Origin of the sequence: uncultured Rothia sp., assembly GCF_916049665.1 — a bacterium.
Classification (GTDB): Bacteria; Actinomycetota; Actinomycetes; order Actinomycetales; family Micrococcaceae; genus Rothia.
Genome location: NZ_CAJZIE010000003.1, coordinates 21546 through 34753, shown reverse-complemented (window position 1 = coordinate 34753; position 13208 = coordinate 21546). Strand labels below are relative to the sequence as shown.

Here is a 13208-nt window from a genome sequence, read left to right as displayed (position 1 = left end):
AAATCTGTGGAAAACTTTGAAGATTTTTCCGAAAAATTCCTGATGTGGAAAAGTCTAGCACGAGTCGAACAAAATTACGACCCAGTTTCGAATAAATCGGATAGGGTTTCGGCATATATTTTCGAAAAACCCCGGATTCTCGGCTAATTATTCGAAAATACCTCCCGCACAGGCGCTAGCACTCGAACAAATGCCAGGGAACAGACGCTAGGCCCGCCCATACGCTAGAACACGCCAGGCTCACTACCTAGCGCAACGGCTCCTTATCGGGACCCAGGCGGCGCTCCTGCGGAATCTCCTGCTCCTCACAGATTGCAAGCCACACATCCCTCGGGTTAACGCCCTGGTCCAGCGCCTCCGCAGCGGTCACATGACCCAGCGAACCCAGCACCAGGTCCCGCGCAAGTACCGGAGCATACCCGGCACCGAACTCATACTCCATGCACGCCCAAAATTCGCTCAGCTTCACAAGCGCTCCTTCCGCTTCACCGCTAGTTTGCTTCATAATTCGTCACATCGCTCGGTAATAAACCGAGAATAAGCGATGCCGCACACCCACCTTACGGGGATGCACGGCATCGCTTCACGTTTAGTGCGGCATGTGCCGCCTCGCATTACTTCGAGAGAATGTAGTAATCGCTCTTGTACTGCTCAGACATCTCAGCCGGAACAGTATCCGGGATCTGAACGCCCTCGAGAACCGCCATACGGTCGGCAACCTCACGCAGCATCTGGGACATCGGAATGTCCAGAGCCTGGCAAATCCACGCCAGCAGTTCGGAGGAAGCTTCCTTCTGACCGCGCTCAACTTCGCTCAGGTAACCGAGGGAAACACGGGCACGCTGGGAAACCTCACGCAGGGTGCGGCCCTGACGCTGGCGAACGTCGCGAAGGACCTCACCGATTGCCTGTCGCAGGGGAACAACCTTAGCTTCCTCAACGACCGGGGCGGCCTGTCGGGGGGTCTCCTCGATTTCCTTCCACTTAGTAATGCCATTAATCGATACGCGCTGCTTAGCCATGAGCTTCTATATCACTTTCCTGAGTAGGTATTCCCGACGCGCGGGACTGTACATAGTTAAGCCTAACTGATTTTTGGAGCGTGAGCTAGGAGCCCCGCCATTTTTGTCTTCTTCTTACGGCTTGTATCTATTCAAACAGACGAACCTATGCCTTTATTCCCTCGGAGCTGAAAGAACCCTGTGAATATATTTGAACCGTAAAATTTTTTCTCAGGTAGGCGCTGCACAGACGACTACACAGCCGTTCCAGGCGCCGCACAGCACAGCACAGTCTAGCCCAGCACGCTACGCCTGCTCGTTCTCCAGAACCCCACCGGCACCGCCGCGTACCGCACGCGCCAGCAGAGCAATCGCATCCGCACTCGCCGCCGCACGAATCTGCGCCCGGTCCCCCGAATAGTGCCGCTCAAACACCTCAGAACCGGACGGGGAACACACGCCAATATAGACCGTGCCCACCGGCTGGCCATCCGCAGGATCAGGACCGGCAACACCCGTAGTCGACACCGCATAATCGGCACCGCACACACGCGCCGCACCAACAGCCATCTGCACCGCCACCGCAGGATGCACCGCACCCTCACGCGCCAGCAGCTGAGCATCCACTCCCAGCACCTGCGCCTTCACCTCGTAGGCATAGGAAATCACGCCGCCGCGGTAATACGCGGATGCACCCGGCACCGTACAAATCGCGCCGCCCACGTCCCCGCCGGTCAGCGACTCAGCCGTCGCCACCTGCACCGGGCCCTCCTGGGCGGCGCGCAACTGCACCGCATCACGCAGTAACAGCGCCGCTGCCTCCGGGGTGCCGGAGAAAACCTCAGCGGAAGAAAGCTCAAGGGACAGAGCATCTTCAAGTACGAGGGGAACCATCATTCTCTCCTTTCAGCGGCGCACCGCCGCCCAAAACCTCACGCGGCGTACAACGCACCGCAGGTACAGCGAAGGGGAGCAGCACACGCCACTCCCCTCGCCTCTAGTTACCGCCGCCCTGGGAGGCCTGAGCCTGCAACCAGTTACGACGCAAAATATACGCATCACGCACATACACCAGGCCGGTCCACACGGTAATCGCGGTGACCGCGCCCATCAGAACCCAACCAGGAATCAGCCAGCCAAGACCCAGCTGACCCAGCGGCAGAAGCATCAGCACCAGCGCCACCGTCTGCAGCACGGTCTTAATCTTGCCGCCCTTACTAGCGGCCATCACACCGTACTTAATGACGAACAGGCGCATGATCGTAATGCCCCACTCACGTAGCAGAATCACAATCGTGACCCACCACCACAGCTCGCCCAGCGCCGACAGCACAATAAACGCCGCGCCGGTGAGGAACTTATCGGCAATCGGGTCAGCAATCTTACCGAAGCTCGTAATCAGATTACGCGAGCGCGCCAAGTAGCCGTCCGCCCAGTCCGTGAGCATGGCAAGAATGAAAATAATCCATGCGAGCCAGCGGTGCGTTGGATCAGCGGCACCAAAAGTACCGCCCGCAACCAGGGCAACGATAAAGAAAGGAACCGCAATAATACGCAGAACCGTCAACACATTCGGCACATTCCAGTTCGAAGGTTTCGCTGTGCTGACCGCACCTGCGGGTGCGGAATTGCGAGCTTCACTCATAACGGCTCCTTACGGGTAGATGGCTTTCGACGGTGAGAGACCGCGTACGCACCGACACCTAAACGTATCGGGGGTACGCAAACACCCCGTACCGTCCATTATACGTGTGCCGTAGCAGACATCACAGGGACGATGCGGGGTGCATGTCGCGCGCTCACTCAACTGAGTGGGTCAGCCGAGCGGGCAGGGCGCTGAGGCACTAGCGGCCGGTCAGCTGCCAGGCGTCCTCCGAGCCCTCATCATCAGGCTCATCGAAGTAGTCGGTGACCGCCTCGCCCGGGTCCACCGCATTCGCGTACGGGTCGGCAGCCGGAGGCTCCTCACCGCGAATACGCGCCAGGGTCGCCTGCAGGTCATCCGGGCGGATGAGCACCTCACGTGCCTTCGAACCCTCCGAGGGGCCCACCACGCCCTGCGACTCCAGCAGGTCCATGATGCGGCCAGCCTTCGCGAAGCCCATGCGCAACTTACGCTGCAGCATCGAGGTCGAACCGAACTGGGTCGTAATCACAATCTCCGCCGCCTGCAGCAGATCATCGAGGTCATCACCGATTTCCTCATCAATCTGCTTCTTCGCGGCAGAGACCATCACGTCCTCACGGTAGATGGTCGGCGCCTGCTTCTTCACGTGCTCAACCACGGCGTGAATCTCAGACTCAGACACCCACGCGCCCTGAACACGCATCGGCTTCGAGGCACCCATCGGCAGGAAGAGCGCATCGCCCTGACCGATCAGCTTCTCCGCGCCGGGCTGATCCAGCACCACGCGAGAGTCAGTGACCGAGGAGGTTGCAAACGCCATACGGGACGGAACGTTCGCCTTAATCAGACCGGTCACCACATCCACCGAAGGACGCTGGGTTGCCAGCACCAGGTGAATACCCGCCGCACGCGCCAGCTGCGTAATACGAACAATCGCCTCTTCCACGTCACGCGGGGCGACCATCATCAGGTCGGCGAGCTCGTCAACAATCACCAGCAGGTACGGGTACTCGTGCACCGTGCGCTTGCTACCGGGATCGGGCTGAACTTTACCCTCACGCACCGCCTTGTTGAAGTCGTCCACGTGCTTGTAGCCGTAGTGGGCGAGGTCGTCGTAGCGGGCATCCATCTCACGAACCACCCACTGAAGAGCCTCAGCAGCCTTCTTCGGGTTCGTAATGATGGGCGTAATCAGGTGCGGAATACCCTCATAGGCAGTCAGCTCCACACGCTTCGGGTCAACCATCACCAGGCGCACTTGGTCCGGGGTTGCACGCATCAGAATCGAGGTAATCATCGAGTTCACGAACGAGGACTTACCGGCACCGGTCGCACCGGCGACCAGCATATGCGGCATCTTCGCGAGGTTCGCCAGCACGAAGCCGCCCTCAACGTCCTTACCCACACCCATGACCATCGGGTGCTGGTTCGCGTGAGCCTGCGGGGAACGCAACACGTCGCCCAGGGCCACGGTCTCGCGGTCCGTATTCGGAATCTCAATACCGATTGCGGACTTACCCGGAATCGGGGACAGAATACGAACATCCGGGCTCGCCACAGCGTACGCAATGTTCTTGCTCAGCGCGGTCACGCGCTCTACCTTCGTGGCGGGGCCCAGCTCAATCTCGTAGCGGGTCACGGTCGGGCCACGCGAGAAGCCGGTGACCTGCGCATCCACCTTGAACTGCTCCAGCACGTTCGTCAGAGCCTCAACCACGTGCTCGTTGACCTCGGAGGATTCCTTAGCGGGCGGGCCAGAAACCAGCATCTCCTCAGAAGGCAGCACGTACGCGCCGCGGGAGGATTGGACAACCTGCTCGCCGCGCGCCTGCTCGGTGGTTGCCACCTGAGTATTGTTCTGCAGCGGGCGGGATGCGCCAGCCTCGGGCGCTCGCGAAGCCGCGGGAGCCGCGTTCTTCGGGTGAGCACCGGGCGAGTGCATGCGGGTCGGAATCGGAGGCTGAGCCGCGGGTGCGGCAGGAGCCTGGGATGCGGAAGCCGGAGCGGCAGACTGCGCAGGGTTCACCACTTGGTGAGGCTTCGTCTGCGGTGCAGCTTCCTCAGAAGCGCCGAAGCCGTCATATGCCTCAACGTCAAAGAGAGGTTCCTCGCCAGGAATACGGTTCACGCGGCCGTTCGCCACGGCGGCGCGCTGCACCTGATCCAGGCGGGCTGCGGGTGCATCCGACGCCTCAACGTCGAAGAGGTCAGGGCTACTCGAATAAGCACCGTTCTGCGCAGACGTACCCTGGGCGGACGCGCCCTGCGCGGCCGGTGCCTGGTTGAGGCGACCGGGCAGACGGGACAGACGGTTCGGCTTAGCCGCCGGGCGCGTCTGCTGAGCGAATCCCTGCGCAGAATCCTGTGCAGAGTCCTCCGGCTGTACCGGCATCTGCGTGGTTTCCGGGTGAGTCTCATCCACCACGGCGCTCACGAATGCTTCATCACCGGCGTACTCGTCCAGGGAAGAATCGGTCGACGCAGCGGGAGCAATGCCCAACCAACCGCGCAGACGAGCGAACAGGCCACCAGACTTCTGAGTCGTACGTGCCGGCTTCTCATCGTCACCGTACAGGTAGCTGCGGTCGTGCTCCTCAGCGTTCAGGTCCACGGTCTGAGTCGCATCCGAAGGGCTGTCCTTCGCGGAGGTTCGAGTCGTGCCGTTCGGCTTCTCCCCCAGAGCCAAACCAACCAGGTGCAAAGTACGCGGCACCACCTGACGAATCGGAGTGTTCGTCAGAACCATCAGACCGGCAATACCCAGAAGCAGGTGGATCAGAATCTCAACGAACGCAATACCGCCGCTCACACGCACAATGGGGGTGCCCAGCAGCACGCCAGCCACACCACCGCCAGCCCAGACGGCGTCAAAACCATCCGCGAAGGTCGGGTGACCCGCATGGCGAGCAAAGAACAGGGAGGTCGCCACCAGAATGATGAAGGAGCCCAACGCCACGCGGTTATTACGTTTAATCAGGTCGGGCCCACGGAAAACGCACCACGCCATGATGAGGCAAAACACCGGAATCAGCAGGGCGCCCTGACCGAAAATACCGCCCAGCATGGTGTGCCAGGCGTCCAGGGGCGCTCGCAACAAACCGAGGGAGGTGTGGGCGCGCCAGTTGTACCACTCCACCCCGGCGCTGATTAGGCCGAACAGCAGGATGGTGAGCGCGCCGCCGTCACGGCGGTCTTCGGGCGCAAGGTCGGTGCGCACCGTGCCAATGGAGCGGAAGAGCCCACCGATAGCGTGAGCGATGCTCAGCCAGACGGAGGAGATAGCGCCCGCTACAGGGTTCGCCGCGTTGGCACCGCGCTGGGCACCGCCTCGGGAGGTGGTGCGCTTGCGGGTGGTCTTCTTAGTGTTTGCTTTAGTAGAGGTCGTGTTACGACCCTTCGTGGTCCGTGGAGCCATACCTTTTAGGGTATCAACCTTCCCGTTAATGTACCGATTCTTTCGTTATCAGTGAGCTAAAAAGTGCGCCCCGCCCTGTGTCTATGAGGGCACTGATAGGGCGCTGATGAGGCGCTTCTCCCCTACCGCGTTCGCTTTCGCGTAGCTTTCGCGCAGACGTTCGGCAGATACACAGCAGGCGGGGCCGACACAACGTATCGACCCCGCCTTTTCGCTATGACAAGCGACTAGCCTCGCGCAGAGTATTAGTTCTTCGCGGCCTTCGAGGAGTTCTCAACAACCACGGGAACAATCATGGGCTTGCGGCGCAGACGGCGAGAAATCCAGGCACCGATGGTGCGGCGCACAATCTGCTGCAGCTGCTGCACGGTGTGTACCTTCTCGGGTGCGCGGTGCAGAGCATCCTCCAGGGCGGCGGTAATCTTCGGAACAATCTCGTCGAATACCGCGTCGTCCTCCGCGATACCGCGAGCGTGAATATCCGGGCCGGTCACCACACGCTTGGTTGCACGGTCCACCACGGTCACGATGGACACGAAGCCCTCTTCACCCAGGATGCGGCGGTCCTTCAGGTCGCTCTCGGTGACCTCACCGACGGAGCGGCCGTCAACGTACAGGTACTCGCAGGGAACCTCGCCCACCACGGACGCCACGCCATCGCGCAGATCCACGACGGTGCCGGACTCGCAGAGCAGCACGTTCTTCTTCGGAACGCCGGTCTCCATCGCCAGGTCACCGCTAGCAATCAGGTGGCGAACCTCGCCGTGAACCGGCATAACGTTCTTCGGCTTGAGAATGTTGTAGCAGTACAGCAGCTCACCCGCGGCAGCGTGACCGGAAACGTGAACCTTCGCGTTGCCCTTGTGCACCACGTTAGCGCCCAGCTTCATGAGGGCGTTAATGATGCGGAAGACGCTGGTCTCGTTACCGGGAATCAGCGAGGACGCGAGCACAACGGTGTCGCCGGGCTCAATCTGAATCTTGTGGTCACCGTTCGCCATGCGCGACAGTGCCGCCATCGGCTCGCCCTGCGAACCGGTGCACATCATCACAATCTGGTCGGGGCGGTAGTCGTCAACCTTCTTCAGGTCCACCAGCACGTTCGCGGGAACCTTCAGGTAGCCCAGCTTCTCAGCAATGGTCATGTTACGCACCATGGAGCGGCCCACGAGCACGACCTTGCGGCCACGCTCAGCGGCTGCGTCCAGCACCTGCTGCACGCGGTGAACGTGCGAAGAGAAGGACGCCACAATGATGCGGCCGCTTGCGTCACGGAAAACGTTCGACAGCACCGGACCGATGTGCTTCTCGGTCGGGGTGAAGCCGGGAACCTCAGCGTTGGTGGAGTCCGGCAGGAACAGGTCCACGCCCTCCTCGCCCAGGTGAGCAAAGTGGCGCAGGTCGGTGATGCGGCCATCCAGCGGCAGCTGGTCCATCTTGAAGTCACCGGTGTGCAGAACCTTGCCTGCCTTGGTGCGGATGTAGACAGCCAGCGCATCCGGAATCGAGTGGTTCACAGCAACGAACTCGCACTCGAACGGACCAAAACGCTCCACCTGGTGCTCCTTCACCGCGAGGGTGTAGGGCTTGATGCGGTGCTCGGCGAGCTTCGCCTCAACCAGTGCCAGGGTCAGTTCGGAACCGACCAGGGGGATGTCGGGGCGGCGGCGCAGCAGGTAGGGAACCGCGCCGATGTGGTCCTCGTGGCCGTGGGTCAGCACCATGGCAACCACGTCGTCCAGACGGTCGACAATGTAGCTGAAGTCGGGCAGGATCAGGTCCACGCCGGGCTGGGACTCTTCGGGGAAGAGTACGCCGCAGTCAACAATCAGCAGCTTGCCGTTGATTTCGTACACGGTCATGTTACGACCGACTTCGCCCAGGCCGCCCAGGGGCACCACGCGCAGGGTGTCCTTCTTCAGGCGGGGCGGGAGGGGAAGATTCGCTTCAAAGACGCTCATCGTGTGTCTCCTCTTTCTTCTATGTTTTCTTGTGATGTCTGTGATTCGTAGGCGACGCTTCGTACCGCAAGCACTCCAGCCGGTTCGGCTCTCACATGCCGAGGAGGTGGGGTGCTGCCGGTGCGTCCAAATCACCGAAAGTATTCAAAAGTATTCGGGGGCGTAGTGCGCGGGTGCCTCTGCCTAAGCTGGGCCCCTGTCTGAGTGGGGCCGAATCGTTGGGCGGTAAACCGCGGCAATACGCCAGAGCGGACCCCTCACCTAGTGTTAGGTGTGGAGTCCGCATCCGTTGGCTACAACATGCGCCCCGAAAGCGGGGCGTAGGGTAGCCGAAGTCCTCTATATATACGCTCCCCGCACTATTGCGTGCGTCGGGTAGGCGTCAAAGTTTAGGAGTTCTTCAGGGTGTGAGCGATGCTCGAGGAGAGCAGGTCAACTCGCATAGCCTGGGCAACCTCCGGTTCGGAGAGTACGTGCGGCAGGCGGACGACGGGCTCGTCCAGCACACCCTGCCAGGAAAGAATTTCCTTGGCGGCAACGCAACCGGGGGCGCGGCCCATGGTTGCTCGGACAATCGGAGTCAGTTCCAGGTGAAGACGCTGAGCCTCCACCAGGTCCTGTGCAACGACAGCATCAATCAGGGCACGGAAGAGTGCGGGTGCCACGTGTGCGGTCACCGAAACGAGGCCGACGGCGCCCATTGCCATCCAGGGAAGGGTCAGTCCGTCGTCGCCGCTGTAGTAGTGCAGGTCGGTGGTTGCCATGACCTCGGTTGCGGCACCGAAGTCTGCCTTGGCGTCTTTCACCGCTACAATACTATCAATTTCTGCAAGGCGACGGTAGGTTTCGGGTGCGATGGGGATGCCCGCACGACCCGGAATATCGTAAAGCATGACGGGGGTCTCAGTTGCCTGCGCAACGGTCGCAAAATGGGCGTAGACACCCGGCTGAGTCGGCTTGTTGTAATAGGGGGTCACAACCAGCAGGCCGTCCACACCAATCTTTTCGGCACGGTGCGCCAGCTCAATAGTATGCGCCGTATCGTTCGAACCAACACCGGCAATAATCTTCGCGCGAGAACCGACGGTATCCTTCACAATCTGGAAGACGCGCTCGTTCTCGTCATCGGTCATGGTGGAGTATTCACCGGTGGTACCGCAGACCACCAGACCATCGTGGCCGTTCTCCACAAGGTAGTTCGCCAGGTCTGCGACCTGCTTTTCATCAACGGAGCCGTCCTTCGCGAAGGGGGTCACCATTGCGGTCAGGAGGCGACCGAAGACGGGTTCAACAAAAGTACCGGGGTTCGAAAGGTTCTCAGACATATGTCCAGAGTACGCCCGAAATGCAGATTTTTCCGTTAGAACGCATAAGTTTTCATGCGTGTTCTACTATTCGGACTCTTTCAAACCCGCGGTACTTCCACGAGAGCCTATGAAACCGGGCACATAGCCTCGGCGTTATCAGTCTCATACCGAAAATAAATGTGGCATTGACTAGGGATCGCAGGGTCAGAGCCTAACGCATGCCCTTCGCCTGACCGCCCGAACGCAACGCCCACGCGTTGCGCATCGCCGCACGGGCACGCTTGCGTTCACCACCGGCATCGTACATGCACGCCAGGTTGAACCACGCCTTCCAGTTCTCGGGGTCCTGCTCAACCGCCGCCGCAAAGCCTTCAAACTCCACCGCCGCCGCCTCACGGTCCACACGACCGGAGGGGGTGCGCGGCAGGGTATCCTCCGCCAGCTCACCCGAAGCAGCCAACTCCTGAGCCATACGCTGAATACGAGCACCGAAAAGCACCTCACGCACCAGCGCCCACGCACCCAGAATCGGCAGCAAAATCATACCCGCGCCAAGCACAATGCCAGCCACCGAACCGGAGGTGAGCATCACGAACCCCTGCTGCGCAATGTGTACCAGGTACAGGGTCAGCAGCGCGCAAGTCAGTGCCGCGAAGGTCTTACCCCAGCCGCCGGCATCCACCGTCACAAAGACGGCACTAAAAATCAGCACGCCCAGGATAGAGGCACGCGCCGCCAGAGGCAGCGGCAGAATCAGCACGGTCAGCACCATCAGCACGCAGGCGCAGACAGTCCACAAACGTAGCGAAGTCCACCAGGGGCTACGAGCCTCGGAAGATACCGGCGAGGTGTCGGGTGAAGTCTGTTCAGACAATATTCTCTCCTAGGACAAATCCATGTAGGCGTCCAAGCCCACGCTCAAACCCGGATGCGCCGCCACCTCACGCACACCCAACAGCACGCCGGGCATGAAGGAGACACGGTCAAAGGAATCGTGACGAATCACGAGCTGCTGACCGGGATCGCCCAGCAGAATCTCCTGATGCGCCACCATGCCGCGCAGACGCACCGCGTGTACGTGAATATCGTCGACCACGGCACCGCGCGAGCCCAAAGGATCGGAGGTGGTGGCGTCCGGGCTTGCACCCACGCCAGCCTCCGCGCGGGCGGCGGCCACCTTGCGGGCGGTGTGCACCGCGGTACCGGAGGGGGCATCCACCTTATTCGGGTGGTGAATCTCAATGATTTCTACCGACTCGAAGTAGCGTGCCGCCTTCGCCGCGAACTCGGTTGCCAGGATCGAACCAATCGCAAAGTTCGGGGCGATGAGCACACCCACCTCGGGGTGCTCCGCCAGCAGCTCGCGCAGGGAGTCAAGACGCTCGGGGGTCCAGCCGGTCGTACCCACCACAGCGTGCATGCCGTGCTCCACCGCAAAGCGCACATTCGCCTCGCTGGATTCGGGAACGGTCAGGTCAATCACAATCTCTGCACCGGCATCGACCAGCTCCTGCAGGTCGTCGCCGCGGCCCAGCGCCGCCACCAGGTCCATGTCTGCGGAGGTGTTGACGGCGCGCACCGCCTCGGAACCCATGCGGCCCGCGGCACCGAGTACCGCTACCTTCCAGATTTTTTCGTCAACCTCGTGGGTCATGATTCTCTCCTCCGTAACTTGTTAGCACCCCGACGATGGGGCAGACGCTGTGACGTACAGCCTCTATTATCCCCCGTGTGGGCGCGGCGCACGCCATCGCACACACGCTATGAGATACGCTGCGGAACCTTAGCGGCATAAAAGCGAAGTAATCTGACCGTCATACAAGCCGTTTAATACGTTATCTATAGGTAGCGAACATATAATTAGGAAGTATTTCTTTATTTTCCATCCTACGGAGTGCTTTGACAGTATGAAGTCCCTCTTTACCACCTCCGTGCGTCCAGATGAGGCTAACCGGCGTTATATTCTGCCGGGTCTGGACGGCCTGCGAGCAATCGCTGTGCTCCTCGTGATGGTGTACCATTTCTGGCCCACCGTACTACCCGGCGGCATGATTGGCGTGGATATCTTCTTCGTCATCTCCGGCTTCCTGATTACCTCTCTGCTTCTGCGGGAGGGTGCGCTCACCGGCAAGATTGCCCTGGGCAGCTTCTGGATTCGCCGTGCCCGCCGACTGCTTCCCGCCATTACCCTGCTGATTCTGGTCCTCGGCCCGGTCAGCCTGCTCATTGGCGGCGATATTCAGGTGAACCTGGGCCGTCAGCTTGCCGGTGCGGCAACCTTCTCGTCCAACTGGATCTCCATTTTTGCCGGTAACGACTACTTCGCGCAGACCTCCCCGGAGCTCTTCACGAACTTCTGGTCGCTGGCGGTGGAAGAACAGTTCTATGTGGTCTGGCCGCTGCTGATTGTTGGCGCAGGCCTGTTGTTGCGCCGCCGCTGGCGTCGTTTTAGCGTGGTCATGGTGCTGGGCATTATTGCGTCACTGAGCGTTGCTACCGCTCTTCTGATGTCCGGCGCGCCCATCAGCCGCGTCTACTACGGCACCGACACGCACCTCTACGGCCTGCTCCTCGGCGCCTTGCTGGCGTTCGCGCGCCCCTGGTCGCTGTACCCGCCGCTGCAGCAGTCCGTACTGTACCGTGTGGCTCAGCCCTTCGGCCTGGTCGCCTTCGCCCGCGTCATGATCAGCTGGATCTCCCTGTTCGCGCTGATTCCCTACGCAATTCTGGTTCCCGAGTCGGCACCCGGCGCGATTCCCTGGGGCCTGTTCGGCGCCTCCCTGCTGGCTCTGGGCGTGATTCAGGGTATGCTGCCCGATATGCTCGCTGGTGCCTCCGAGATGCTGCGCCGCCTGCTGAACTTCGCGCCCCTGCGCTGGGTGGGCGAACGTTCCTACGGTCTGTACCTGTGGCACTGGCCGCTTGCCGTGGTCATGCACTACGCCCTGGGCGCGGACCGCTCCCCGCTGGTGAACGTGGGCGTTCTGGTGGCAACCTTCGCAATTGCGGAGATGTCGTACCGCTGGGTTGAGACCCCGATCCGCCGCTACGGTTTCCGCGGTAGCGCTAACCGTGTGGTGGCGGCTTTCCAGTCCTCACGCACCAAGTTCCTGCCGGTTTCAGTGGTCCTGGCTGTTGTTGTGGCGGCTGCTTCGACCGGTCTGGCGGTGCACACCGCTCCGGCGATGACCACCGCCCAGCAGTCCGTTGAGGACGGCAAGCGTGCCGCCGCTGAGCGTCTGAAGGCACGCCAGGAGGCGCAGGCTGCGAGCGCATCGGCAAGCCCGAGCGCTGCGGGCAAGGACGCGAAGGCCTCTGCTAGCCCCTCGGCATCTAAGGTTGCCGCAGGTTCGGTGGATTCTTCGAAGGTGACCATTGTGGGTGACTCCATCGTGGTGGCGGTTTCCCCCGAGCTGTACGACAAGATGCCCGAAGCGCAGATTGATGCTGCGGAGGCACGCACCATCGCCAAGGCTCTGCCGATTATTAAGTCCATGGGCGCCAACGGCCAGATTCGCAAGACCTTCGTGCTGTCGGTAACCGCGAACTCGACCATTCTGGACGGTCAGCTTGATCAGGTTCTGGCGGCTATGCCTGCCGATTCTAAGCTGGTGCTGGTGACCGGTTACGGCCCGCGCAACCTGACCTGGATTGACTACTCGAACGGTAAGATTCGCGAGTTTGCGGCGCAGCATTCTGATCGCGTGATCATTGCGGATTGGAACTCTGCGATTCGCCAGGCTCTGCAGACTCAGAGCGGTCTGCTCTCCTCTGACGGCGTACACCCGGAGGCTGCCGGCCAGGAGCTCTACGCGCAGGTGCTGATGGAAGCTATCGCCAAGGCGCAGAAATAATAACGCGCAGAAGTAACGCGCTGGGGTAGCTCTCAGCGGTAGC

At 61.0% G+C, this 13208-nt stretch carries 10 protein-coding genes; 1 reads left to right on the top strand and 9 read right to left on the bottom strand.

Going from position 1 to position 13208, the window contains the following annotated elements; all coding sequences use genetic code 11:
• Positions 1 to 247 precede the first annotated feature (247 nt).
• The 9 genes from QZ540_RS00580 to dapB form a co-directional block, all read right to left on the bottom strand.
• On the bottom strand, positions 248 to 469 hold the full coding sequence (locus tag QZ540_RS00580; RefSeq protein WP_044150650.1) for a DUF3046 domain-containing protein: 222 nt from the start codon (positions 467 to 469) through the stop codon (positions 248 to 250).
• A 145-nt stretch (positions 470 to 614) separates the two neighbouring features.
• A complete protein-coding gene (locus QZ540_RS00575; RefSeq protein WP_012903910.1) occupies positions 615 to 1022 on the bottom strand; it encodes a helix-turn-helix domain-containing protein in 408 nt (135 codons plus the stop codon).
• Between the two features lie 285 nt (positions 1023 to 1307).
• Positions 1308 to 1898: a CinA family protein gene (locus QZ540_RS00570; protein ID WP_070542774.1), complete on the bottom strand. Its 591-nt coding sequence runs from the start codon at positions 1896 to 1898 to the stop codon at positions 1308 to 1310.
• Positions 1899 to 1998: 100 nt separating this feature from the next.
• Positions 1999 to 2646: a CDP-diacylglycerol--glycerol-3-phosphate 3-phosphatidyltransferase gene (pgsA, locus tag QZ540_RS00565; protein WP_049341715.1), complete on the bottom strand. Its 648-nt coding sequence runs from the start codon at positions 2644 to 2646 to the stop codon at positions 1999 to 2001.
• Between the two features lie 199 nt (positions 2647 to 2845).
• Positions 2846 to 6043, bottom strand: coding sequence for a DNA translocase FtsK (locus QZ540_RS00560; RefSeq protein ID WP_294626903.1), 3198 nt, complete (start codon positions 6041 to 6043; stop codon positions 2846 to 2848).
• A gap of 245 nt (positions 6044 to 6288) precedes the next feature.
• Positions 6289 to 8004, bottom strand: a complete 1716-nt coding sequence (locus tag QZ540_RS00555; RefSeq protein WP_294626901.1) for a ribonuclease J — start codon at positions 8002 to 8004, stop codon at positions 6289 to 6291.
• A gap of 389 nt (positions 8005 to 8393) precedes the next feature.
• Positions 8394 to 9329: a 4-hydroxy-tetrahydrodipicolinate synthase gene (gene dapA, locus QZ540_RS00550; RefSeq protein WP_012903916.1), complete on the bottom strand. Its 936-nt coding sequence runs from the start codon at positions 9327 to 9329 to the stop codon at positions 8394 to 8396.
• A 193-nt stretch (positions 9330 to 9522) separates the two neighbouring features.
• Positions 9523 to 10185, bottom strand: coding sequence for a tetratricopeptide repeat protein (locus QZ540_RS00545; RefSeq protein ID WP_049348889.1), 663 nt, complete (start codon positions 10183 to 10185; stop codon positions 9523 to 9525).
• A 9-nt stretch (positions 10186 to 10194) separates the two neighbouring features.
• Positions 10195 to 10965, bottom strand: coding sequence for a 4-hydroxy-tetrahydrodipicolinate reductase (gene dapB / locus QZ540_RS00540; protein ID WP_294626898.1), 771 nt, complete (start codon positions 10963 to 10965; stop codon positions 10195 to 10197).
• A gap of 253 nt (positions 10966 to 11218) precedes the next feature.
• On the opposite strand from dapB, the gene QZ540_RS00535 reads away from it, so the two are divergent.
• Positions 11219 to 13165: an acyltransferase family protein gene (locus QZ540_RS00535; protein WP_294626896.1), complete on the top strand. Its 1947-nt coding sequence runs from the start codon at positions 11219 to 11221 to the stop codon at positions 13163 to 13165.
• The last annotated feature ends 43 nt before the right edge of the window (positions 13166 to 13208 follow it).

Excerpts from the sequence above, each read along its gene's own strand:
- QZ540_RS00570 (WP_070542774.1), bottom strand. The coding sequence starts at position 1,898 with ATGATGGTTCCCCTCGTACTTGAAGATGCTCTGTCCCTTGAGCTTTCT.
- dapA (WP_012903916.1), bottom strand. The coding sequence starts at position 9,329 with ATGTCTGAGAACCTTTCGAACCCCGGTACTTTTGTTGAACCCGTCTTC.
- QZ540_RS00555 (WP_294626901.1), bottom strand. The coding sequence starts at position 8,004 with ATGAGCGTCTTTGAAGCGAATCTTCCCCTCCCGCCCCGCCTGAAGAAG.
- QZ540_RS00535 (WP_294626896.1), top strand. The coding sequence starts at position 11,219 with ATGAAGTCCCTCTTTACCACCTCCGTGCGTCCAGATGAGGCTAACCGG.
- pgsA (WP_049341715.1), bottom strand. The coding sequence starts at position 2,646 with ATGAGTGAAGCTCGCAATTCCGCACCCGCAGGTGCGGTCAGCACAGCG.
- QZ540_RS00560 (WP_294626903.1), bottom strand. The coding sequence starts at position 6,043 with ATGGCTCCACGGACCACGAAGGGTCGTAACACGACCTCTACTAAAGCA.
- QZ540_RS00575 (WP_012903910.1), bottom strand. The coding sequence starts at position 1,022 with ATGGCTAAGCAGCGCGTATCGATTAATGGCATTACTAAGTGGAAGGAA.
- dapB (WP_294626898.1), bottom strand. The coding sequence starts at position 10,965 with ATGACCCACGAGGTTGACGAAAAAATCTGGAAGGTAGCGGTACTCGGT.